At 71.1% G+C, this 22,262-nt stretch carries 18 protein-coding genes; 10 read left to right on the top strand and 8 right to left on the bottom strand.

Annotated features, from left to right (window positions below; translation table 11 throughout):
• Positions 1 to 7: 7 nt before the first annotated feature.
• The 3 genes from cofD to AC3AGO_RS21005 all read left to right on the top strand — a co-directional run bounded on the left by cofD (position 8) and on the right by AC3AGO_RS21005 (position 3,573).
• The gene (gene cofD / locus AC3AGO_RS21015) at positions 8 to 979 is read left to right on the top strand and encodes a 2-phospho-L-lactate transferase (RefSeq protein WP_487821771.1); all 972 of its coding nucleotides are present in this window, start codon (positions 8 to 10) and stop codon (positions 977 to 979) included.
• Complete coding sequence (locus AC3AGO_RS21010; protein ID WP_487821770.1) at positions 976 to 2,385, top strand: coenzyme F420-0:L-glutamate ligase; 1,410 nt, start codon at positions 976 to 978, stop codon at positions 2,383 to 2,385. Before cofD ends, AC3AGO_RS21010 begins: the two co-directional genes overlap by 4 nt.
• A gap of 189 nt (positions 2,386 to 2,574) precedes the next feature.
• On the top strand, positions 2,575 to 3,573 hold the full coding sequence (locus tag AC3AGO_RS21005; protein ID WP_487821769.1) for a 2-hydroxyacid dehydrogenase: 999 nt from the start codon (positions 2,575 to 2,577) through the stop codon (positions 3,571 to 3,573).
• 123 nt (positions 3,574 to 3,696) lie between these two features.
• Here AC3AGO_RS21005 and AC3AGO_RS21000 read toward each other — a convergent pair whose 3' ends face one another.
• The 3 genes from AC3AGO_RS21000 to AC3AGO_RS20990 form a co-directional block, all read right to left on the bottom strand.
• On the bottom strand, positions 3,697 to 4,638 hold the full coding sequence (locus AC3AGO_RS21000) for a DNA-3-methyladenine glycosylase family protein (protein WP_487821768.1): 942 nt from the start codon (positions 4,636 to 4,638) through the stop codon (positions 3,697 to 3,699).
• A gap of 86 nt (positions 4,639 to 4,724) precedes the next feature.
• Positions 4,725 to 5,807, bottom strand: coding sequence for a mannose-1-phosphate guanylyltransferase (gene manB, locus AC3AGO_RS20995; RefSeq protein WP_487821767.1), 1,083 nt, complete (start codon positions 5,805 to 5,807; stop codon positions 4,725 to 4,727).
• Between the two features lie 121 nt (positions 5,808 to 5,928).
• Entirely contained in the window at positions 5,929 to 7,314 is a 1,386-nt protein-coding gene (locus AC3AGO_RS20990) for a peptidoglycan recognition protein family protein (RefSeq protein ID WP_487821766.1), read from the bottom strand.
• 170 nt (positions 7,315 to 7,484) lie between these two features.
• Here AC3AGO_RS20990 and AC3AGO_RS20985 point away from each other — a divergent pair, with 170 nt between their 5' ends.
• The 3 genes from AC3AGO_RS20985 to AC3AGO_RS20975 all read left to right on the top strand — a co-directional run bounded on the left by AC3AGO_RS20985 (position 7,485) and on the right by AC3AGO_RS20975 (position 12,278).
• Positions 7,485 to 8,246 (top strand): TIGR03089 family protein, encoded by a 762-nt coding sequence (locus AC3AGO_RS20985; protein WP_487821765.1) that lies wholly within the window; start codon positions 7,485 to 7,487, stop codon positions 8,244 to 8,246.
• 472 nt (positions 8,247 to 8,718) lie between these two features.
• Positions 8,719 to 10,518 (top strand): LCP family protein, encoded by a 1,800-nt coding sequence (locus AC3AGO_RS20980; protein ID WP_487821764.1) that lies wholly within the window; start codon positions 8,719 to 8,721, stop codon positions 10,516 to 10,518.
• Between the two features lie 77 nt (positions 10,519 to 10,595).
• On the top strand, positions 10,596 to 12,278 hold the full coding sequence (locus tag AC3AGO_RS20975) for an LCP family protein (RefSeq protein WP_487821763.1): 1,683 nt from the start codon (positions 10,596 to 10,598) through the stop codon (positions 12,276 to 12,278).
• 105 nt (positions 12,279 to 12,383) lie between these two features.
• Here the strand turns inward: AC3AGO_RS20975 and AC3AGO_RS20970 are convergent, their stop codons facing one another.
• The gene (locus tag AC3AGO_RS20970) at positions 12,384 to 13,421 is read right to left on the bottom strand and encodes a glycosyltransferase family 2 protein (RefSeq protein WP_487821762.1); all 1,038 of its coding nucleotides are present in this window, start codon (positions 13,419 to 13,421) and stop codon (positions 12,384 to 12,386) included.
• Positions 13,422 to 13,600: 179 nt separating this feature from the next.
• Between AC3AGO_RS20970 and AC3AGO_RS20965 the strand changes: the two genes are divergently transcribed.
• Positions 13,601 to 15,142: an LCP family protein gene (locus tag AC3AGO_RS20965; protein WP_487821761.1), complete on the top strand. Its 1,542-nt coding sequence runs from the start codon at positions 13,601 to 13,603 to the stop codon at positions 15,140 to 15,142.
• 47 nt (positions 15,143 to 15,189) lie between these two features.
• On the opposite strand, the gene AC3AGO_RS20960 is transcribed toward AC3AGO_RS20965, so the two are convergent.
• Positions 15,190 to 15,795 carry an acyl-CoA thioesterase gene (locus AC3AGO_RS20960; RefSeq protein ID WP_487821760.1) on the bottom strand — a complete coding sequence of 202 codons (606 nt, stop codon included), beginning with the start codon at positions 15,793 to 15,795 and terminating at the stop codon, positions 15,190 to 15,192.
• 128 nt (positions 15,796 to 15,923) lie between these two features.
• On the opposite strand from AC3AGO_RS20960, the gene AC3AGO_RS20955 reads away from it, so the two are divergent.
• Entirely contained in the window at positions 15,924 to 17,171 is a 1,248-nt protein-coding gene (locus AC3AGO_RS20955; RefSeq protein WP_487821759.1) for an LCP family protein, read from the top strand.
• 142 nt (positions 17,172 to 17,313) lie between these two features.
• On the opposite strand, the gene AC3AGO_RS20950 is transcribed toward AC3AGO_RS20955, so the two are convergent.
• Positions 17,314 to 17,685, bottom strand: coding sequence for a VOC family protein (locus AC3AGO_RS20950; protein WP_487821758.1), 372 nt, complete (start codon positions 17,683 to 17,685; stop codon positions 17,314 to 17,316).
• A 76-nt stretch (positions 17,686 to 17,761) separates the two neighbouring features.
• On the opposite strand from AC3AGO_RS20950, the gene AC3AGO_RS20945 reads away from it, so the two are divergent.
• Positions 17,762 to 18,322, top strand: coding sequence for a CGNR zinc finger domain-containing protein (locus tag AC3AGO_RS20945; RefSeq protein ID WP_487821757.1), 561 nt, complete (start codon positions 17,762 to 17,764; stop codon positions 18,320 to 18,322).
• A gap of 54 nt (positions 18,323 to 18,376) precedes the next feature.
• Here the strand turns inward: AC3AGO_RS20945 and AC3AGO_RS20940 are convergent, their stop codons facing one another.
• On the bottom strand, positions 18,377 to 19,729 hold the full coding sequence (locus tag AC3AGO_RS20940) for a UDP-glucose dehydrogenase family protein (RefSeq protein ID WP_487821756.1): 1,353 nt from the start codon (positions 19,727 to 19,729) through the stop codon (positions 18,377 to 18,379).
• Between the two features lie 316 nt (positions 19,730 to 20,045).
• Here AC3AGO_RS20940 and AC3AGO_RS20935 point away from each other — a divergent pair, with 316 nt between their 5' ends.
• Positions 20,046 to 21,152, top strand: a complete 1,107-nt coding sequence (locus tag AC3AGO_RS20935) for an acyl-CoA dehydrogenase family protein (protein ID WP_487824739.1) — start codon at positions 20,046 to 20,048, stop codon at positions 21,150 to 21,152.
• Between the two features lie 19 nt (positions 21,153 to 21,171).
• Here the strand turns inward: AC3AGO_RS20935 and AC3AGO_RS20930 are convergent, their stop codons facing one another.
• Entirely contained in the window at positions 21,172 to 22,101 is a 930-nt protein-coding gene (locus tag AC3AGO_RS20930) for an alpha/beta hydrolase (RefSeq protein WP_487821755.1), read from the bottom strand.
• Between the last annotated feature and the right edge of the window lie 161 nt (positions 22,102 to 22,262).

The raw sequence follows: 22,262 nt of genomic DNA, 5'->3' as shown, positions 1-22,262 counted from the left end.
TGAGGCCATGCAGCGGATTGTGGTTCTGGCCGGGGGCATCGGCGGTGCCCGTTTTCTTCGCGGACTCAAGGCCGCCGTGCCCGACGCGGAGATCACCGTCGTCGGGAACACCGGCGACGACATCCATCTCTTCGGGCTGAAGGTCTGCCCCGACCTGGACACCGTGATGTACACCCTCGGCGGTGGCATTCACGAGGAGCAGGGCTGGGGCCGGGCAGGCGAAACCTTCGCCGTGAAGGAGGAGTTGGCCGCGTACGGCGTCGGTCCCGAGTGGTTCGGGCTGGGCGACCGGGACTTCGCCACCCACATCGTGCGGACGCAGATGACCGGCGCCGGCTATCCGCTGTCCGCGGTGACCGAGGCGCTGTGCGCCCGCTGGCAGCCGGGCGTACGGCTGCTGCCGATGACGGACGACCGCGTCGAGACCCACGTGCTCATCGACGATCCGGACGACCCCGAGGGCGGCCGGAAGGCGGTGCACTTCCAGGAGTACTGGGTGCGGCTGCGTGCCTCCGTGGACGCGCACGCCGTGGTGCCGGTCGGCGCGGACAGCGCGAAGCCCGGGCCCGGTGTGCTGGAGGCCGTGGCGGAGGCCGACGTCATCCTCTTCCCGCCGTCCAACCCCGTGGTCAGTGTGGGCACGATCCTCGCCGTGCCGGGGGTGCGGGAAGCCATCGCCGAGGCCGGGGTGCCGGTCGTCGGCCTCTCCCCCATCGTCGGCAACGCGCCGGTGCACGGGATGGCCGACAAGGTGCTCGCCGCCGTGGGCGTCGAGTCGACCGCCGCGGCCGTCGCACAGCACTACGGTTCGGGGCTGCTGGACGGCTGGCTCGTCGACACGGTGGACGCGGACTCCGTGGACGCCGTCGAGGAGGCGGGCATCCGGTGCCGCGCCGTACCGCTGATGATGAGCGACACGGAGGCCACCGCCGCGATGGCGCGCGAGGCCCTCACGCTCGCCGAGGAGGTCCGCGCGTGAGCCTCGCGCCCGGCGTGCCGGGTACACCTCGACAGCTGTCCTCGTACCAGGTGTGGGCGCTGCCCGGGATCCCCGAAGTGCAGCCCGGCGACGACCTGGTGAAGCTCATCGCCGACGCGGCGACCGGCAGCGGTCTGCCGGGGCTCGCGGACGGCGACGTGCTCATCGTGACGTCGAAGATCGTCAGCAAGGCCGAGGGGCGCGTGCTCCAGGCCGACGACCGGGAGGCGGCGATAGAGGCGGAGACCGTACGGGTCGTGGCGCGCCGCGGGCCCGCGCGGATCGTCGAGAGCCGGCACGGTTTTGTGATGGCCGCGGCGGGTGTCGACGCCTCCAACACCCCCAAGGGCACCGTGCTGTTGCTGCCCGAGGACCCGGACGCGTCCGCGCGGCGGGTGCGGGACGGCATCCGTGACGTACTGGGCGTCGACGTCGGCGTGGTCGTCACCGACACCTTCGGCCGGCCCTGGCGCGAGGGACAGACCGACGTCGCCATCGGCGCCTCCGGTGTGCGGGTGCTGGACGATCTGCGGGGCGGCGTCGACGCGTACGGCAATCCGCTGGGCGTCACCGTCACCGCGGTCGGCGACGAACTGGCCGCCGCAGGCGAACTGGTCAAGGGCAAGGCGGACGGGCTGCCCGTCGCCGTACTGCGCGGACTCCCGCAACACGTGCCTTCTCTGACGGACGGTCACAGCAGCCCCGACGGCGACACTTCGGCGGACGGTCACGACAGTGAGCAGGGCGAGCAGTCCGCGCGGGCGCTGGTGCGCGACGCGGCCAACGACATGTTCCGGCTGGGCACGTCGGAGGCCGTACGGGAGGCCGTCACCCTGCGGCGCACCGTACGGGAGTTCACCGACGAGCCCGTCGACCCGGACGCCGTGCGCCGTGCGGTCGCCGCGGCCGTGACCGCTCCCGCGCCGCACCACACGACGCCGTGGCGGTTCGTGCTGCTGGAGTCGCAGGAGTCCCGCACCCGGCTGCTGGACGCCATGCGCGACCAGTGGATCGCCGACCTGCGGGCTGACGGCAAAACGGAGGACAGCATCGCCAAGCGCGTACGGCGCGGCGACGTGCTGCGCAACGCGCCCTATCTGGCGGTGCCCTGCCTGGTGACGGAGGGTTCGCACGCCTACCCGGACGCGCGCAGGGCCGCTGCCGAGCGGGAGATGTTCGTGGTGGCGAACGGTGCCGGCATCCAGAACTTCCTGGTGGCGCTCGCCGGTGAACGGCTGGGCTCGGCCTGGGTTTCCTCGACGATGTTCTGCCGGGATGTCGTACGGGACGTGCTGGACCTGCCCGACGGCTGGGACCCGATGGGTGCCGTCGCCGTCGGCCACGCCGCGGCTCCGCCCCGCGAGCGCCCGCCGCGCGACGGCGCGGACTTCACGGTCACCCGCTGACCGGACGCGCGGGCGGACCGCGCACACGCTGACCGGCTCCGGGGCTGGACCGTGCACACGTCGACCGGACGCGCTGTCGTGCGTCCGGCCCCCGGCCGGGCGACCGTTGACGGGCCGGGGGCGCGTGGTGACACTCGTACCGCCCCGACGGGGCCCGAGGGCCCGCCACCTGGTCAGGAGCCGCCTGCCATGCACGACCACATCGTGAGCCTGTACCACCTCAACGACCTCGGCCCCGGAGAGCTGCACCGGCTGCTGCCCGGGCACGGGGACGTACGCATCTCCCAATTCGCCCCCGGTACCGACCTGTCCGGCCGTCCGGACGTGCTCGACTCCGCGACCGTCGTCCTGTCGCCGCTCGCCAAGGAGCACCGCGTCGAGGCGGAACTGATGGACGCCATGCCGCGGTTGCGGCACATCCAGTCGGTCGCCGTCGGGTTCGACGGGGTGGACCATCTCGCCGCGGCGGAACGCGGTATCCCGGTCGCCAATCTGCCGGGGTTCAACTCCCCCGCGGTGGCCGACTGGACGGTCGGCGCACTGCTGCAGCTGCTGCGCCGGTACGCGCTCGGCCACAGCACAGTCCTGCGCCACGGCTGGGAGCACCAGGATCTGCGGGGCACCGACGTGTCCTCGCTGACGGTCGGCGTCGCCGGGTTCGGCAGCATCGGCCGTGCGGTGGCCCACCGTCTCGACGCCTTCGGGGCCCGTGTCCTCGCGCACGACCCGGTGCCCTCGGAGCCCGGCCGCGAGTACGTCGGGCTGGCCGAACTGTGCGCGCGTTCCGACGTGCTGAGCCTGCACATGCCGCTCAACGAGGGCACCCGCGGGCTGGTCGGCGACACCCTGCTGCGCAGCATGCCGCGCGGCGGGTACGTCCTGAACGCGGGCCGCGGCGGCGTACTGGACGAGGACGCGCTCGTACGGGCGCTGGACGACGGGCAGTTGGCCGGTGCGGCGCTCGACGTGTTCGCCGTGGAACCGCTGCCGGCGGCCTCGCCGCTGCGCGGCCGGGACGACGTACTGCTCAGCCCGCACACCGCGGGGGCCACCTGGGGATCACGGCACAGACTGCGCGACGGTCTCGTGGCGCAGCTCGACCGTGTGTTGTCGGGGCGGCCGCCGCGGGATGTCGTGAACGGGGTGCGGGGGGCGGCTCGCGCGCGGGGCTTCGCTGAGGGGAGCTGAGCGCTCCCCTGGGCGCCGCTTCGCTTCTGCCCCCGGAGGTGCGGCGGCTGCGGTTCCGCTGTGGGTTTGCGCAGTTCCCCGCGCCCCCTTGTTTCGCGCAGTTCCCCGCGCCCCTGTCTCGCCTCACAGGCGGGCGATGTCGCCCACGGGGAAGCGCGGTTGGCGCCGTGGTGGCACCCGGCCGGTGAGGAGGATCAGGCGGGTCGCACGGTGCCGCTGGCCCTCGTACGGGGCGAGCAGTTCCAGCATGCCCGCGTCGTCCGTCCCGCGTGCCCCGGTCAGCGCGTAGCCGACGATGCCGGGGAGGTGCAGGTCGCCGACGGTCACGGCGTCGGGCGCGCCGTTGCTGCGCTGCAGGGTCTCCGCCGCCGTCCACGGGCCGATCCCGGGGATGGCCTGCAGCCGGCGCAGCGCGTCCGCCTGGTCCATGGCCGCCGCCTCCTCCATGCGCGGGGCACGCTGCGCCGCGCGGATGATCGCGGTGGCGCGCTTGTTGTCGACGCCCGCGCGGTGCCACTCCCAGGAGGGGATGCGGCACCAGTCGCGCGGTTCGGGCATCACGTACAGCGCGTCGTGCGGTCCCGGGGCGCGCTCGCCGAACCGGCGCAGCAGCAGCCGCCACGCCTTGTACGCCTCGTTGGCCGTGACCTTCTGTTCCAGGACGGACGGAATCAGCGACTCCATGATGCGTCCCGTGCGGGCGAGCCGCAGTCCGGGATGCCGGCGGTGGGACTCCTCTGTCAGCGCGTGGTGCGGTGTGAAGGCGTCCGGGTCGTCGTACTCGCCGAGCAGCGCGGGGAGTTGTTCGAGTGCCCATGCGGCACCGGTCCCCCATGCGTCCGCCCGTACGGTGTCGCCCTGTTGCACGGCGCGCAGTGTGGCCGGGCCGTCCGGTGTCCGGGTGGCCCGCCAGACAGTGCCGCCCTCGATGCGGCACGCCGGGTCGTACGGTCCGCGCTGCAACACATGGAGGTGCTGCCGCAGCCTGTACAGCGGCGGCGGGGTCCAGGTGCGGGTACGGGGTGCGGACACGCCCGCCAGCGTAGCGAGCCCGCGCCCCGTCATCCGGCGCTTCGGAATGTGACAGTTCCTACTGTCCGGCCGTGCCGTCCCCCTGTCGGCGGCCGGCCGTTCTGCTGCCGGTCGCCCGGTTACTGGTCGGAGGAGAAGCGCACCGCGCCGTCCGGCAGGTGCGCACCGCACCACACGCGGACCCCGTCGCGCAGTTCGTTGCCGGCGCCCACGACGGCGCCGTCCCCGATGACCGCGCCGTCCAGCACGGTGCCCTGTCCGATCCGCGCCTCCTCGCCGACCAGCGAGTCGCGGATGTCGGCGCCGGCCTCCACGACCGCGCCGTCGAGCACTGCCGAACCGTCGATGCGGGCGCCGGCGCCTATCACCGCGCGGGCGCCCACCACGGTGCCGCCGGTCAGCTTGGCGTCGGCGGCCACCTCCGCGGATTCGAGGACGAGGCTGTCGCCGCATCTCCCGGGCACCGCGGGCGACGGCACCCGGCCGAGCACCAGGTCGGCCGAGCCGCGGACGAACGCCTGCGGCGTGCCCAGGTCGAGCCAGTAGGTGGAGTCGACCATGCCGCGCAGGTGCGCGCCGTCCGCCAGCAGCCCGGGGAAGGTCTCGCGCTCCACGGACACCGGGCGGTCGGCGGGGATGCTGTCGATGACCGAACGGTTGAAGACGTACGCGCCGGCGTTGATCTGGTCGGTGACGATCTCCTCGGGCGTCTCCGGCTTCTCCAGGAAGGCGGTGACGCGCCCGTCGGCGTCCGTGGGTACGAGCCCGTACGCGCGCGGGTCGGAGACGCGGGTGAGGTGCAGGGAGACGTCGGCACCCGACTCTGTGTGCGTGTCGACGAGTGCGCGGATGTCGAGCCCGGTGAGGATGTCGCCGTTGAAGATGAGCACCGGGTCGCCGGGCGCCGAGTGCAGACGGGAGGCGACGTTCCGGATGGCTCCGCCCGTACCGAGCGGCTCATCCTCCGTCACATACTCCAGGTGCAGACCGAGTTGGGACCCGTCACCGAAGTGCGGCTCGAAGACCTCCGCCAGATAGGAGGTCGCCATCACGATGTGCTCGACCCCGGCCGCCCTCGCCCGCGCCAACTGGTGGGTGAGAAAGGGCACGCCTGCCGCGGGCACCATGGGCTTCGGCGTGTTCACGGTCAGCGGACGCAGCCGGGTGCCCTTGCCCCCGACCAGGAGGATCGCTTCTGTCACCTGTTTCTCTGCTTCCTGAACGGGGCCCTTGGCCGGGTGGCCGGCGGCCAGTGTAAGCGGATGTACGCAAACCACCCGGCGGCCACCCGTACCGCCCCCGAGCAGGGGCGGCGGGCCCGGTTCAGTGACCCTGGAGCTGCCCCGCCGTGGCGCGGATGGTGCCGAGTTTGCGGTAGAGCCGACCGCCGGGACACGAGGTGTCGAACCCGTCGCGATGCCCGGCGATGGTGTGGAGCCTGACCTTCGTGCCCTTTTTGAACTTGGTGCCGCCCCCCGACGTCATCAAGGTCGTGCCGCGTGGATTCACCCCGTGCAGCCCGAGCTTCCAGGCCGACAGCCTCGCCACGGCGTTCACCGCCGCCGAGGACGGACGGGACTTCGTGAACGAACCGAGGACAGCGATGCCCGTGCTGTCGGTGTTGAAACCGTAAGTATGGGCACCCTTGACCGGTTTGGCTACACCTCCGGCCCGACCTTCGTAAATCGTCCCGCACTTGTCGACAAGGAAGTTGTACCCGATGTCACGCCATTTGCTGCTTTTGACGTGGTAGCGGTAGATCGAGCGGAGCATGGCCGGGACCTCGGAGCAGCTGTACTTGTTGCTCATCGCGGTGTGGTGGAGGAACGCCATGCGCACGGTGTTCGTGTAGCCGAACCCCTTCTCGCGCAGCCCCTCGTCCGCACCCCAGCCGCTGCGGGTGACGATCGGCGGCCGCGGCCCCGGGGCTCCCGCCCCGGCCACCGTGCCCGCTCCGGCAGCGGTGGCCGGCCGGGCCGCCGCGGCCGCGCCTGCCGTCGTGCCGGCGGGACGGCCAGCGCCCGCCGCGGTGAGGCTCACATCCTCCGCGGTGTGCGCGGGCCTTTCCGTGTCACTGCCCGCACCGTTCCCCCCGCCGGACTGCTCCTTGCCGCCGGGCCCGGGGTCGACCAGCTCCAGCCGGAGCCCCTCGGGGAGTGCGTGTTCCGACTCCACGCGCGCCTGTACGCCGTCGGAGTCGCCCACCCACAACGGCGCTGTGGAGCCCCGGGCTTCACCGCCCGCGCGCTCCTCGGCACCCGCGTCGGGGCCGTCGTCGCTGTGCGTCTCCAGCTCCCGCCAGCCGGACCAGCCGTGGCGCGCGTCGTGTGTACGGACCTGCACCCGCCCGTGCAGTTCGGAGTCGATGTGCTTCCAGACGACGCCGACCAGCGAGAAGGAGCGGACCTTGCGCGGGCCGAGGTCGGTCGTACGGGGTCCGCCGTCCCCGGTGGAGGCGAAGTCGGCTCTGCCGCCAGAGGATGCGGCGGACGAGCCCAGTGCAAGTGACTGGGTACTGCCCGGCAGTTGGGTGCCGGATGCCTGTGCGCCGCTCCGTGCGCCGCCGCCGTCGGCGGCGGGAGGACGGGAGTCGGCGCGGGGTGGGGACGCGGTCGTGGAGTCGCCGGTGAGCGTGGAGGAGGTCGTGAGGGGGAGCAGCAGTGCCGCCGCACACGTGACGCCGATCGAGGAGGCAAGGAATGCACGCATACATCAGATCCTGGACATAAGAGAACTATTCTGTCTATTCATGATCTGACGCCGCGTCGGCCATTCTCGTCCCTTCGTGTCACTTCCTGTCCGTTCCATCCCTCGTGTGAGCGTGTGTGCGCGTTGGACTGACGGTGTGCCAGAAACCCGGCGCACGTACCCTGTCGGCGATGAACACGACTGATCGCACCCCTGCCGACCTGCTGCGTTCCGCTCTCGCCACGGATCCGGGACGCCCGCTGGTGACCTTCTACGACGACGCCACCGGCGAACGTGTGGAACTGTCCGTCGCGACCCTCGCCAACTGGGTGGCCAAGACGGCCAACCTGCTGCAGGGCGACTTCGCCGCCGAGCCGGGTGACCGGGTCGCACTGCTGCTGCCCGCGCACTGGCAGACGGCGGTCTGGCTGCTCGCCTGTTCGTCGACCGGCACGGTCGCCGCCCTCGACGGCGACGCCGGTGCCGCGGAGGTCGCCGTCAGCGGACCGGAGTCCGACACGCTGGAGGCGGCGCGCGCGTGCAGCGGAGAGCGCGTCGCGCTCAGCCTGCGCCCGCTCGGCGTGCGCTTCCCGCAACCCCCTGAGGGCTTCCACGACTACGCGGTCGAGGTACCGGGACAGGGCGACCAGTTCGCACCCCTGGCGCCCGTCACACCGGACGACACGTTCCTCGCGCTGCCCGGCGGTGAGGAACTGACGGGGGAACAGACCGTACGGCGCGCCGAGGACGACGCCCGCGCGCTCGGCCTCACCTCCGGCTCGCGCCTGCTGACGGACCGTCCGTTCGACGGCTGGGACGGCATCAGCGCGGGACTGCTCGCGCCGCTCGCCGCCGGCGCGTCGGTCGTCCTGTGCCGCAACCTCCAGGCGCTGGACGGTGCGTCGCTGGAGAAGCGCAAGGAAGAGGAACGCGTCACGCACACCGCGGACTGACCACGTACACCGCGCGCCGGGGGCCGATCACGGCCCTTCGGCAGCTGTGCGTGGAGCGGTTTTCCGGCTCTTCGGTGAAGAAAACGCGAAGCCCCGGCATGCCGCTCAATCGGGCAAAGAAGCTGCCCCAACTCTGCGGCGACGTCCGGAATATCCGAGGTCCGTACGGCCTTTCCGGCGCTTCCCCGGAATGCCCGGTCACCTTCGGCACTCAAGAGAGTCCGTGTGGGTGACGAAGGGGACGGGACGGACGGCGTGCCCTCCGAGTGCGGCCCTCCGACGCGCCACAGCCCCGCGGAGACGCGGGACATCTGTGCGACAAGCCACGCTTGGATTGGGGGGAATTGACCACTTCTAAGTCCGTGGAATCCGTCACCGGCGTCGCTCGGCGCCGAATCTGCCGGATAGTGTGAGCGCTCCGGTACGCCCCCGAAGGGCGACGCCAGGCGGCAAATGGAGGACTTACGCAATCGTGAACGCGCAAGGCCGTGGGCACGCGGGCGATATCGATCCCGCGGATCAGTGGGTGTTCGATCCGAACACCGGCAGCTATCAGCTGCGACTGAATCACGCTGCCGGTGACTCCTCCGCGGAGCACGGCAGCGGCCGCCCCACCGCTCCGCGCCAGAGAAGATCCTCCGCCGACTCCCGTACCGCAGACTCCTCTTCCCCCACACCGTCCGGCACCGAAGGGCGCGGTTCCGCCGCCTACGGCGAGGCCAGCACGCACGGCTCCGGCGGAGGCCGCCGGGTGCCCGGACAGCGCGGCCGCCGCGCCCGTGCCGCGAGCGCGACGTCGGCCGACGCCGGACGCCGCGCGTCGGGTCACGGCCGGCGCAGCCGCAGGGCAGGCTCCGGCCTGTCGGGGAAGCAGAAGGCACTGCGGTGGGGTGGAGGCGCGCTGGGACTGATCCTGGTCGCGGGCTGCACGGGCGGCTACTTTCTCTACGACCAGCTGAACGGGAACATCAGCAAGGTCGACGTCGGAATGAACAACGCGGCGACCACCGACGGCCCGGTCAACATCCTCGTCATGGGCACGGACAAGCGTGACGGGAAGGGCAACACGGGCTACGGGGACGCGGGCAGCGTCGGCCACGCCGACACGACATTCGTGCTGCACGTCTCCAAGGACCGGTCGAACGCCACCGCGCTCTCCATTCCGCGCGACATGCTCGCCGACATTCCCAGCTGCCCGACGAAGCAGCCGGACGGGTCGACCAAGACCGTCCCGGGGCAGCAGCAGGCACGCTTCAACACCAGCCTCGGGCAGTCCGAACGGGACCCGGGCTGTACGTGGCGGACGGTCCAGAAGATGATGGGCATCAAGATCAATCACTTCATGCTCGCCGACTTCAACGCCGTCAAGGAGCTCTCGACCGCGGTCGGCGGTGTGCCGGTCTGTGCCGGCAAGGACATCGACGACCCCAAGTCGCACCTGAAGCTGAAGGCCGGTCACCACCTCGTCAAGGGCGAGCAGGCGCTGGCGTTCGTACGGACCCGGCACACGGTCGGCCTCGGCAGTGACCTGAGCCGGATCGAGCTGCAGCAGCAGTTCCTCAGCTCGATGCTCCGGAAGATGCAGTCGGGTGACACGCTCAGCAGCCCGTCGAAGCTGATGGACCTGTCCAACGCGGCGACGAAGGCGCTCACCGTGGACACCGGAATCGGCAGCGTCGGGAAGCTGTACGACCTGGCCAACGACCTGAAGCAGGTCAAGCCGAAGAACATCACCTTCGCGACTGTGCCGGTGCTGGACAACCCTGACGACCCGGCAACCGTCATACTCGACAAGCCCAAGGCGCAGCCGCTCTTCAACATGGTGCGCAACGACCTGTCGATGACCAAGACCAAGCAGGCGAAGGAGAAGCAGAAGAAGGAGCAGGCCAAGGCCAAGAAGGTGCCCGCCTCCCAGGTGAAGGTGAGCGTGCAGAACGGCGGAGGCCCGCCCGGTGCCGCTCAGCAGACCGCCGACTGGCTGCAGACCGACAAGGGCGTCGGCACAGTGCAGAACGGTGGCAACGCCGCGCAGCAACTGAGCAAGACGAAGCTGGAGTTCACGCCGTCCCAGACGGGTCAGGCCGCGACTCTCGCGGACATGATGGGTCTGCCCAAGTCGGCGCTGAAGAAGAGCGCCGGTGGAGGTGCGGCGATGAAGCTGACGCTGGGACAGGACTTCACCGGCCCCGGAAAGCCGGTCGACGCCCCCCAGAAGGCACCTGACGGCGTGCAGAACGTCAACGCGAACGACAAGAACATCTGCGCTAAGTAGCCCCTGTCCCCCGGCCGCCCCGCCAGGCGGCCGGGGGCCCGCGCGACAGCGCGACATGAGGACAACGGGGAGGTCCCGTGCGGCAGAACGGCGTCCGAGGAGGGCAGGGGGAGCGTTCGAGCGCGCCCACCGCCCGCGACAGGGGCTGGGACGACTCCCTGTACGAGGACCAGGATCAGGAACAGTCGGGGCGGGCGTCCCGGCAGCGGACGGCCCGCCCGCCGGGGAGCGGCGACGCACAGTCCGTACGCCCGCCCGTGCGCAAGAAGAGACGCATACTGCGCTGGTTCTCCATCGTGCTCTCGCTGCTGATACTCGGCACCGCGGGAGCGGGCTTCCTCTACTACCAGTATCTCAACGGCAACCTCAACAAGGACATCCTGAACCTCGGCGACAGCAAGCTCGACAAGAGCGGTCCGAACGCCGCGGGACAGACTCCCCTCAACATCCTTCTGCTGGGCTCCGATTCGCGGAATTCCGCGAAGAACGTCGAGCTCGGCGGCTCGCGCGCCGACCGCGGCAGGGCACCGCTCGCTGATGTGCAGATGATGCTGCACGTCTCGGCGGACCGCAGCAACATGTCGGTGATCTCCATCCCGCGGGACACCAAGGCGACGATCCCCAAGTGCACCGACCCGGACGACGGGAAGGTCTACGAGAAGACCACCGGGCGGATCAACTCCAGCCTCCAGCGCGGTGGTCCGGGCTGCACGGTCGCCACCTGGGAGGAGCTGACCGGCATTCCCGTCGACCACTTCATGATGATCGACTTCGCCGGTGTGGTCTCCATGGCGGACGCCGTCGGCGGTGTGCCGGTCTGTGTGAAGGACAACGTGAACGACCCGCAGTCCCATCTGAAGCTGCGGAAGGGCAACTCGGTCGTACGGGGCGAGCAGGCGCTGCACTGGCTGCGCACCCGGCACGGCTTCGGCGACGGTACGGACATCGGCCGCGCCAAGGCCCAGCACATGTACATGAACGCGATGGTGCGGCAGCTCAAGTCCGGTACCAAGCTGAGCGATCCCGGCAAGCTGCGCGGGCTCGCCGAGGCCGCGACGAAGGCGCTCACCGTCGACCAGCAGATCGGCTCCGTCAAGAAGCTGTACGACCTGGGCAGCGATCTGCGCCGGGTGCCGACCAAGCGGATCACGATGGCCACGATGCCCTGGCGGTACGCGCCCGGCGGTTTCGTGGAGCCCAAGGAGGGCGACGCGGACCGCGTCTTCTCGATGGTGCGCAACGACGTCGCGCTGGACGGCAAGGACAAGAAGAAGCCGGGCGCCGGCAAGTCCCCGGAGCCGACGGAGCCCACGGCCGCCAAGTCGGAGATCCCCGTACGGGTGCTGAACGGTACGGGCACAGCGCTGCAGGCGCCCGTCAGCGGGCGGGCCGGGGAGCTCACCGAGGCGCTCGGCCGGCAGGGCTTCACGCAGGCCACGGCGGACCAGACGCCCAAGTCGCAGGCGGACACGACGCTCACGTATCCGCAGGAGGGCCAGCGCGGCAACGCGCTGGCGGTCGCCAAGTCCCTGGGGCTGCCGGAGAGTTCGGTGAAGCACTCGACCGGGGTGTCCGAGGTGACGCTGATCGTCGGCACGGACTGGCGGGAGGGCACCCGCTATCCCGCCGGAGCGGGCACGGCGGACGACGCGAAGCCCGGCAAGGGCAAGGACGACAACAAGGCCCCGGACAGCGCGGACGCGCTGAACGGCGACAACAGCAAGGCCTGCATGGACATCAACCCGTCCTACACCTGGTGACCCCGCCAGCCTGATGCCCCCTGCTGACTGATGACAGACGCCGGGCGGTCCCCCTTCCAGAGGGGGACCGCCCGGCGTCAGTTCCGCGTCATCAGCTCCGCGCTGTCAGCTCTGCGGGGCGAGCACAGGCTCGCGGCGGCTGGCAATGACCTTGCGGGCCAGCTTCCGCGGGCTCGTCAGGAAGCCCCAGCCCCACGTCATGTGCATCGTGGCGAGCGCCAGCGGGATGCGTACGCGCGCCGCCGCGGGCAGGCCCTTGCCGGCGGGCAGCGAGCCCGCGGTGACGGCGGCCAGATAGCCGGCCGGTACGACGAAGCCCCAGGGCGTCACGGCGGCGCCGACGACCACGCCGGCGGCGATGGCGCACACGGCGGCGGGCGGCGCCAGGTAGCGCAGGTTGATCGAGCCGGAGTGGTAGCGGGCGACGACGTGCCGCCAGCGCCCGTAGTTCCGGTACTGCTTGGCGAGCTCCCGTACGTTCGGCCGCGGCCGGTAGGAGACGCGCAGGTCGGGCGAGAACCAGACGAGGCCGCCGGCCTCGCGGATCCGGAAGTTGAGCTCCCAGTCCTGGGCGCGGATGAACTCCTCGTTGTAGCCGCCCTGCTGCTCCAGCACCTCGCGCCGGAACACCCCGAGGAAGACGGTCTCGGCGGGGCCGGCCTGGCCGCCCGTGTGGAAGGCGGCGTTGCCCACACCGATCTTCGAGGTCATGGCCGCGGCGACGGCGTGCTCCCAGGCGTTCTCGCCCTCGGCGTGCATGATGCCGCCGACGTTGGCGGCGCCGGTCTCCTCCAGCAGGCGCACGGCGGTGGCGATGTAGTTGCGGGAGAGCATCCCGTGGCCGTCGACCCGCACCACCACGGGGTGCCGGGACGCCTTGATCGCGGCGTTCAGCGCGGCGGGCGTGCGCCCCGCCGGGTTGGGCACCGTGTGCACCCGGGGGTCTTCACTGACGAGCTGGGCGGCGATCTCGTCCGTACGGTCCTCGGAGGGGCCGAGCGCGATGACGACCTCCAGCTCGCCGTCGTACTCCTGCTCCAGGATGTGCTGGACGGAGGCGCGCAGGTGCCGTTCCTCGTTGAGCACCGGCATGATCACTGAAACGGCGGGGAGTTCCGCGGTCGGCGTGGGGCTATCAGTCACGCGCTCACGTTACCGCGAACGGATGAGCGCCCCGCACGCCAGCAGGGGGCCGGACTGTGCTCCGTCCGGCGTGTAAAACCGGTGGGACGGTCATATGGGCCTATTGTGCGGAACGTATCCGACCGATCACACGCTGTTGACTGTCCTGCCGCCCCCGTCCGCACGTCGCGAGGTGTCACTTGCCCGCACCGCCCCGCCGCAATCCTCCGCCCCGGCCTTCCTCGGGGGCGCCGCGTTCAGGGCCGCAGCCGGCAGGCCGGCCACGGCGCCCCGCTCCGCGGCGGCGACCGCGCTGGGGGCTGCGGATCGCCGCGGCGACCTCGGTGCTCGTACTGGCGGCGAGCGGCGTGGGGAACGCCATGGTGTCGGATCTCGACCAGGACGTGCGGAGAGTCGACCCGTTCCAGGGGCTGCAGTCCCGGCCGGGCAGCACGAACGGGCTGAACTTCCTGGTCGTCGGCACCGACCAGCGCACCAAACTGTCCGAGGCGCAGCGCAAGAAGTACAACCTGGGCGGCTCCGCGTGCGACTGCACGGACACCCTGCTGCTGGTGCACCTGTCGGCCGACAGGGAGCGCGCGAGCGTGGTGAGCCTGCCGCGCGACTCGTACGCGAAACTGCCGGCGCACAAGGACCGCATCACCGGCAAGTGGTCGGGCCCGAAGCCCGCCAAGCTGAACTCCGCCTACACGCACGGCGGTCCGAAGCTGACGGCGGCGACGGTCGAGAAGATGACCGGTGTGCACCTCGACCACTACATGGAGGTCGACTTCACCAGCTTCATGCGCACGGTGGACACGCTCGGCGGCGTCCCCGTGTGCACGTCCAAGCCGCTGAAGGACGACCACTCGGGCCTCGACCTGCCCGCCGGAACGTCGAATCTGAACGGCGGCGAGGCGCTGCAGTACGTACGGGCCCGGCACCTGGACGCCGCCGCCGACATCGGCCGGATGCAGCGTCAGCAGCGCTTCCTGGCCTCGGTGGTGGCGAAGGCCACGGACAGCGGGGTGCTGCTCAACCCGTCGAAGTTCGGGGAGGTCTCCTCGGCCCTGCTCGGCTCGGTACGTGCGGACCCGGGCTTCGGCACCGACGAGATGATGGCGCTCGGGCAGGCGATGAGGGGATTCACCCCGTCCTCCTCCGAGTTCGTCTCGGTGCCCATCAAGAACGCCAACAAGACGGTGCCCGGGCTGGGTTCGACGGTGCAGTGGGACAGCGGGAAGGCCGGCGAGATCTTCGGCAAGCTCCGCGACGACAAGCCGCTGGCCGTGCACAAGCAGCAGGCACAGTCCGGCAAGGGCGCGGGCAGCAAGGCCCCGGCGGCGGAGCAGGGCCCGTCGGTCGAGATCGCCCCGGACAACATCCGCGTCCAGGTGGAGAACGGGACGCAGCGCCCGGGCGTCGGTCACAAGGCCGACCAGGCGCTGCGTTCCGCGGGCTTCGACACCACGGGCATCCCGCGGAACGCCGCGGGCAAGAAGGCGAAGCGCACCGTCATCTCGTACGACCCGCGCTGGGACGCCTCAGCGCGTTCGCTGGCGAAGGCGGTGCCGGGCGCCGAGCTGAAGGAGGAGAAGGGCCGGGGCCCGGTGATGCGCGTCACGATCGGCGACAACTACGAGAAGGTGCGGAAGGTGCACGCCGATCCGTCCGGCGGGGAGTCCGACACTCCGGCGCCCGACGGCAAGGCGGTCACCGGGGACAAGGTCGCCTGCAAGTGACCGCCCGCGAGTGAGCGGTGTCGCGCGGGCGGTACGGCGGCCGCGGGTCAGCCCGCGGTACCGCCGGCCGTCTCGCGGCCGGGCTCCCGCGCCTGCCCGTCCGGGGACTCCGGGGCGGCCTCGGGCTGCCTGCGCTCGCGCAGCTCCTTGATGGCGCGGCGGCGGGCGAGCCGGTGGGTGCGGCGGATCTGCGCCTCCTGGTAGCGCCGCTCGTCCCGCTCGGTCTCCGGGACGACCGGCGGCACGGGGCGCGGCCGGCCCTCCGCGTCGACGGCGGCGAAGACCATGTAGGCGGAGCCGACCTGGGTGGCGGGCGTGGACTCGTTCCAGCGCTCGGCCATGACGCGCACGCCGATCTCCATCGAGGACCGGCCCGTCCAGTTGCACTGGGCGCGCACGTGAACGAGATCACCGATCCGTACGGGCTCCAGGAAGACCATCTCGTCCATGGAGGCCGTCACGGCGGGACCGCCAGAGTGCCGGCCGGCGACGGCACCCGCCGCGTCGTCGGCCAGTTTCATGATCACCCCACCGTGCACGGTGCCCAGAAGGTTGGTGTCGTTGCCCGTCATGATGTGCGACAGCGTGGTGCGGGAGGCGGCGGTCGGCTTGCCCGGAAGGGGGCCTTCCGCCGTAAGAGCCTGGTCGGTCATGTCCCCCACCATATGCGGGGACAATGTAGACACCCTGGCCGCAGCTTTGCATCAGAACTGCTACAGCATTCGTCCGAACTGGACACCGGGCTGGGTTCACGCCGGGGGAAAGAGGCACACTGCCGGGCATGAATCAGTGGCCCGACGGATGGACCGACGGCTCCCGGAACCGGCGGCGCGGCGGCGCGCCCGGACCGGACCCGACGAGCGTCATGCCGCACACCCAGCAGCCGGGTATACCGCCCCAGTCGAGAGGCGGATACGACCCGTACGGCGACCCGGGCGCCGGTTACGACTCCGGATACAACACAGGCCAGGTCTACCGCGGCGGCGGTGACGGCGGCGGTTACGACGACGGCGGCCCCGGCCGGCGCGGCGGACGTCCGCGCCCGAACTACGGCCGGCGCTTCAAGGTGGGAATCATCACCCTGGTCGTCGTCGTGGCGGCGTGGTCGATCGGCACGTACTTCTGGGCCGACTCCAAGCTCCAGCGCAAGGTCGACCTGGGCATCGTCGAGAACCGTCCCGAGGCGGGCAGCGGCACGAACTACCTGATCGTGGGCTCGGACAGCCGCGAGGGCATGACCGCGAAGGAGAAGAAGGACCTGCACACCGGGTCGGCCGAGGGGAAGCGGACCGACTCGATGATGATCCTGCACGTCGGCTCGGACGGGCCGACGATGATCTCGCTGCCGCGCGACTCCTGGGTGGAGATCCCGCCGTTCACCGGCTCCACGTCCGGCAAGCACTACCCCAACACCCAGCACACCAGGCTCAACGCCGCCTACGCGCAGGACGGCCCGACGCTGCTCACCCGCACCGTCGAGCACAACACCGGCCTGAAGATCGACCACTACGCGGAGATCGGCTTCGGCGGCTTCGCGAAGATCGTGGACGCGGTCGGCGGTGTCGAGATGAACATCCCCGAGGACATCAAGGACAAGAACTCCGGGGCGGACTTCAAGAAGGGCAAGCAGACGCTGGACGGCAAGCAGGCGCTGTCCTTCGTCCGCAACAGGCACTCGGGCACCGGCGACAGCGACCTGGGCCGTACGAAGAACCAGCAGAAGTTCCTGGCCGCGATCGCCAACCAGACGGCCACCCCGTCGACGATCCTCAACCCGTTCCGGCTCTACCCGACGATGGGCGCGGGCCTGGACACCCTGATCGTGGACAAGGACATGAGCCTGTGGAACCTGGGCTCGATGTTCTTCGCGATGAAGGACGTCTCCGGCGGCCAGGGCAAGCGGATGAACATGCCCACCCAGATGGTCTCCGGCCCCTCCGGCTCCCTGCTGTGGGACAAGCCGAAGGTGCAGAAGATGGTCGAGCAGCTGAAGAACGACGAGAAGGTCACGGTCAAGTCCGACCGCTGACCGCACGGCTGCCGGCGCGCCACTGATTGCCCGGCCGCTCCGCGAGGGGCCCGTACGCACCCCGTACGGGCCCCTCGTGCTGTTCTGCGTGCTGTTCTGCCGTCCCGCCGGCCTGCAATCCGGTCGGCGGTCAGCAGTCCGGTCAGCAGGCGCAGAGGCAGAAGGGATGGCCGGCCGGGTCGAGGTACACGCGGAAGTCGCGCTTGCCCTCGTCGCTCTGGACGAGCTTCGCGCCGAGTTCGGTCACCTGCCGCTCCGCCTCGTCCCAGCGCGCCTTCGGCACGTTGAAGTCGAGGTGCAGCTGCTGGGCGTGCTCCAGGCTGGGCCACTGCGGCGGGATGAATCCGGGCGACTCCTGGAAGGCCAGCCGGACGCCGGGCGCGGACATGTTCACCCACTCGGTCTGCTCCCCCGGGTCCTCGACCTCCCCGCCGAGCACCGCCGCGTAGAACTCCGCGAGCTGCTTCGGGTCGGGACAGTCCAGGACGACGACGTTCATCGTTGCGATAGCCATGGTTACCCCTTGGTCGGGTCTACTGGTAACGCTCTCGGTTACCTCATGATGGGCCGCAACCGGTAACCTGGCAACCGTGGCAGACAGCGCGACGCCGGATTCCCTCTTTCTGGTGCAGGAGTTGGTGAACACCCTCGACGTCGAGACGGGTGAGGACTCCCTCGCACAGGACGACGGCGTCGGCGCGTTCGCACGCCGTCACGGGTTGACCGGTACGGGCCTGACCACACACGACCTGCCCGGCCTGCGGGAGCTCCGCGAGGAACTGCGGGCCGTCTGTCTCGCGCACAACACCGGTGCGGACGTCCCGGAGGGGACCGCCGCGGCGCTGGAGAAGCGGCTCGGCCGCGCCCCGCTCACGCTGACCGTGGACCCGGCGGGCACGGCCCGCGTACGCCCTGCCGCAGGGCTCGACGGGCTGGCCGCGCTCACCGCACGGATCGCGGCGGACATCGCCGCCGCGTCGGCGGACGGCGACTGGCAGCGGCTGAAGGTCTGCGAGACCCACGACTGCCTGTGGGCCTTCTACGACAGGAGCCCGGCGGGCCGCAGACGGTGGTGCACGATGTCCGTCTGCGGCAGCCGGGCGAAGATGCGCACCTACCGCGCCAAGAAGGCGCGCGGCGAGCAGAGTTGACGGGAGCGCCGTACGGGACGGGCCCCGGCGGTCACGGCGCGGGCGCCCCGGCGCTCACGCCGTGGGGCGGCCCAGGGCGCGGTACGTCCAGCCGGCCTTGCGCCACACCGCCGGGTCGAGGGTGTTGCGGCCGTCGAGGATGTGCCGGCGGCTGACATTCTCGCCGAGCACCGCCGGGTCCAGCTCCTTGAACTCGCGCCACTCGGTGAGGTGCAGCACCACGTCGGCGCTCCGTACCGCCTCCACGGCGCTCGGCGCGTAGCCCAGGGTCGGGAAGAGGGCGCGCGCGTTCTCGTTGCCCTTCGGGTCGTAGACCGTGACCTGCGCGCCCTGGAGGTGCAGCTGCCCGGCGACGTTCAGCGCGGGAGAGTCGCGCACGTCGTCGGAGTCCGGCTTGAAGGTGGCGCCCAGTACGGCGACCCGCTTGCCCAGCAGCGCGCCGCCGAGCGCCTCGCGGGTCAGCTCGACCATGTGGGCGCGGCGCCGCATGTTGATGGAGTCGACCTCGCGGAGGAAGCTCAGCGCCTCCGAGGCGCCCAGCTCGCCCGCGCGGGCCATGAACGCGCGGATGTCCTTGGGCAGACAGCCGCCGCCGAAGCCGATGCCGGCCCGCAGGAACTTCTTGCCGATCCGGTCGTCGTACCCGATCGCCTCGGCCAGCTTGGCCACGTCGCCGTCGGCGGCCTCGCACACCTCCGCCATGGCGTTGATGAACGAGATCTTCGTCGCCAGGAAGGAGTTGGCCGAGGTCTTCACCAGCTCGGCGGTCGGGAAGTCGGTGACCACGAAGGGCGAACCCTCGGCGATCGGCTGCGCGTACACGGTGCGCAGCAGGGTCTCCGCGCGGTCGCTGCGGACGCCCACGACGAGCCGGTCCGGGTGCAGCGTGTCCTGGACGGCGAAGCCCTCGCGGAGGAACTCCGGGTTCCAGGCGAGCTCGGCGTCCTCGCCCGCGGGGGCGAGTTCGGCGAGCCGGACCGCGAGCCGCTCGGCACTGCCGACCGGCACGGTCGACTTGCCGACCACCAGCGCGGGGCGCGTCAGGTGCGGGGCGAGGGACTCGACGGCGGCGTCCACGTAGCTCATGTCGCAGGCGTACTCGCCGTGCTTCTGCGGGGTGTTGACGCAGACGAAGTGGATGTCCCCGAACTCACCCGCCTCCGCGTACGAGGTGGTGAAGCGGAGCCGTCCGCTGGCGCCCTCGTGCCCGGCGACGTGCCGGCGCAGCAGGTCTTCGAGCCCCGGCTCGTACATCGGGGCCTCGCCGCGCTCCAGCGTGGCGATCTTCTCCGCCGAGATGTCCAGGCCCAGCACCTCGAAACCCAGCTCGGCCATGGCGGCGGCATGGGTGGCACCGAGGTATCCGGTGCCGATCACGGTGATCCTGGGGGCTGCGGACGGGGCCATGTGGAGTGCTCCTGTGAACTGCGGGAAAAGCTGGAACCCAGCAAACGCTGCCGCGAGCATAACGGGGGCCGTACGCGCGCAGGCCGGGGCGGCCACCCAGGGGCCCGAACGCCCCGGCAGAAGAGCTCGCGCACGGCCCGTTGTCGTGAAGCTCACGTATCCCCGGCCCGGCAACGACGCCTAGAATTCCTGTTACTTAACGGTAATTAGCTTGCGCGCTCACGGCAGCAGCTCAGAGGAGTGAGACAACTTGGCGTCCACCGGAAACAGCAACGCCGCCGACTTCGACCTCTACAGGCCGGCGGAGGAGCACGACATGCTCCGGGACTCGGTCCGTGCGCTGGCCGAGGCGAAGATCGCGCCGTTCGCGACCGCGGTCGACGAGGAGGCACGCTTCCCGCAGGAGGCGCGCGACGCGCTGGAGGCCAACGACCTGCACGCGGTGCACGTACCGGAGGAGTACGGCGGCGCGGGCGCGGACGCGCTGGCCACGGTCATCGTGATCGAGGAGGTCGCGCGGGTGTGCGGCTCCTCCTCGCTCATCCCGGCCGTGAACAAGCTCGGTTCGCTGCCGGTGATCCTCTCCGGTTCGGAGGACCTGAAGAAGAAGTACCTGGCGCCGCTGGCCCAGGGCGCGGGCATGTTCTCCTACTGCCTGTCCGAGCCGGACGCGGGCTCGGACGCGGGCGGCATGAAGACCAAGGCCGTCCGCGACGGCGACTACTGGGTGCTGAACGGCGTGAAGCGCTGGATCACCAACGCCGGTGTCTCGGACTACTACACGGTCATGGCCGTCACCGACCCCGACAAGCGCACCAAGGGCATCAGCGCCTTCGTCGTGGAGAAGGACGACGAGGGGGTCTCCTTCGGCGCGCCGGAGAAGAAGCTCGGCATCAAGGGCTCCCCCACCCGCGAGGTCTACCTCGACAACGTGCGCATCCCCGCCGACCGCATGATCGGCGAAGAGGGCACCGGCTTCGCCACCGCGATGAAGACCCTCGACCACACCCGCATCACCATCGCCGCGCAGGCGCTGGGCATCGCGCAGGGCGCGCTGGACTACGCGAAGGGCTACGTCGCCGAGCGCAAGCAGTTCGGCAAGCCCATCGGCGACTTCCAGGGCGTGCAGTTCATGCTCGCCGACATGGCCATGAAGCTGGAGGCCGCCCGCCAGCTCACCTACGCGGCGGCCGCCAAGTCCGAGCGCGTGGACGGCGACCTGACCTTCTTCGGCGCCGCGGCGAAGTGCTACGCCTCGGACGCCGCCATGGAGATCACCACCGACGCGGTGCAGCTGCTGGGCGGCTACGGCTACACCCGCGACTACCCGGTCGAGCGCATGATGCGCGACGCCAAGATCACCCAGATCTACGAGGGCACCAACCAGGTCCAGCGCGTCGTCATGGCCCGCAACCTGCCGTAACGGCAAGGGACTTGGGGGGTCACCCGCGCGCCTTGCTCCAGCGGAGCACCTCGCCGGTGGCCCCCTTCAGCCGCATCAGCGACAGGCCGTGCACCGTGCCCGGCTCTGTCCGTACGGCGATCTTCCGTGCGGAGGCGCCCTTCCGGCGCTCGGCGCGTTCCAGCGCACGCGCGTGCGTGGCCGGCACGAAGTCCCGCTCCGAATGGAGCAGCAGCATCGGCGCGTCGTCCTTGCCGGAGGCGTGCCGCAGTGCGCGCATGTCCTGCCAGCGGCGCGAACAGGGCGAGTGGGGGCGGCCCTTGTGGGGCGTGCAGTCCGCGAGCCGGCGGGCGGCCTTCCTGAGCCGCTGCTTCTGTGCGGCGGCCTTGCTGTCACGGCCGGCGTGCCGTGCCCCGTCGCGCCAGGCGCGCAGCGGGTCGGCCGGAGCGGACAGGCCGACGACGCCCGCCACGTGCTTCCGCCCGTGTCCGTACGTACCGGCGCTGACGGCGAGATGGCCTCCGGTTGAGGAGCCGATCAGCACGATTTTGTCCGGGTCGGCGCCGAAGGCGCGGGCCCGCTTCTTGATCCAGCGCACGGCGCGCAGCACGTCGTCGCGCGGTCCCGGCCAGCCGGTGTCGACGTGGCGGCGGTACTCGACCGTGAACGCGGAGACGCCGTGGTCCGTGAGCTCGGCCGCCCAGTCGTCCCAGCCGGGGCTCTTGTTCCCGCCCCAGAATCCGCCGTGCAGAAGGACGAGGGCCGTACGGTGCCCGGTGCCGCGCTTCCAGTGCGCGGTCAGCTTCTGCCGGGAGTGGGGGCCGTACGCGTACGTGTGCTGCGCCCGGGACGCGGCCGCGGCGCCGCCGGACGGAGGGGGGCTGTCGGCCGGGGAATCGCCGGGCACGGCGGGGGCCGTACCGAGCAGAACCGAGGCACAGACGGCGAGACAGATCAGGAGTCGGCGCACCCCCACAGCCTCACGAGCCCCGCACACCCCCGCACCAGCAGCACGCCCGAACGGGGCGAGCCCCGTCGGCGGCGGTGCCGCACATGCGGAACGGCCCGCGCGTACCGGAGTACGCACGGGCCGTTCCGGCCGGGGGCGGGACCCTGCGGGCCCCGGTCATC

Source organism: Streptomyces sp. BL1 (assembly GCF_057628045.1).
This window is presented reverse-complemented; position numbering and strand designations above follow the sequence as displayed.

Coding starts and splice junctions, on each gene's coding strand:
- cofD (WP_487821771.1), top strand. CDS start 8: ATGCAGCGGATTGTGGTTCTGGCCGGGGGCATCGGCGGTGCCCGTTTT.
- AC3AGO_RS21005 (WP_487821769.1), top strand. CDS start 2,575: ATGCACGACCACATCGTGAGCCTGTACCACCTCAACGACCTCGGCCCC.
- AC3AGO_RS21000 (WP_487821768.1), bottom strand. CDS start 4,638: ATGACGGGGCGCGGGCTCGCTACGCTGGCGGGCGTGTCCGCACCCCGT.
- AC3AGO_RS20990 (WP_487821766.1), bottom strand. CDS start 7,314: ATGCGTGCATTCCTTGCCTCCTCGATCGGCGTCACGTGTGCGGCGGCA.
- AC3AGO_RS20985 (WP_487821765.1), top strand. CDS start 7,485: ATGAACACGACTGATCGCACCCCTGCCGACCTGCTGCGTTCCGCTCTC.
- AC3AGO_RS20960 (WP_487821760.1), bottom strand. CDS start 15,795: ATGACCGACCAGGCTCTTACGGCGGAAGGCCCCCTTCCGGGCAAGCCG.
- AC3AGO_RS20955 (WP_487821759.1), top strand. CDS start 15,924: ATGAATCAGTGGCCCGACGGATGGACCGACGGCTCCCGGAACCGGCGG.
- AC3AGO_RS20950 (WP_487821758.1), bottom strand. CDS start 17,685: ATGGCTATCGCAACGATGAACGTCGTCGTCCTGGACTGTCCCGACCCG.
- AC3AGO_RS20940 (WP_487821756.1), bottom strand. CDS start 19,729: ATGGCCCCGTCCGCAGCCCCCAGGATCACCGTGATCGGCACCGGATAC.
- AC3AGO_RS20935 (WP_487824739.1), top strand. CDS start 20,046: ATGCTCCGGGACTCGGTCCGTGCGCTGGCCGAGGCGAAGATCGCGCCG.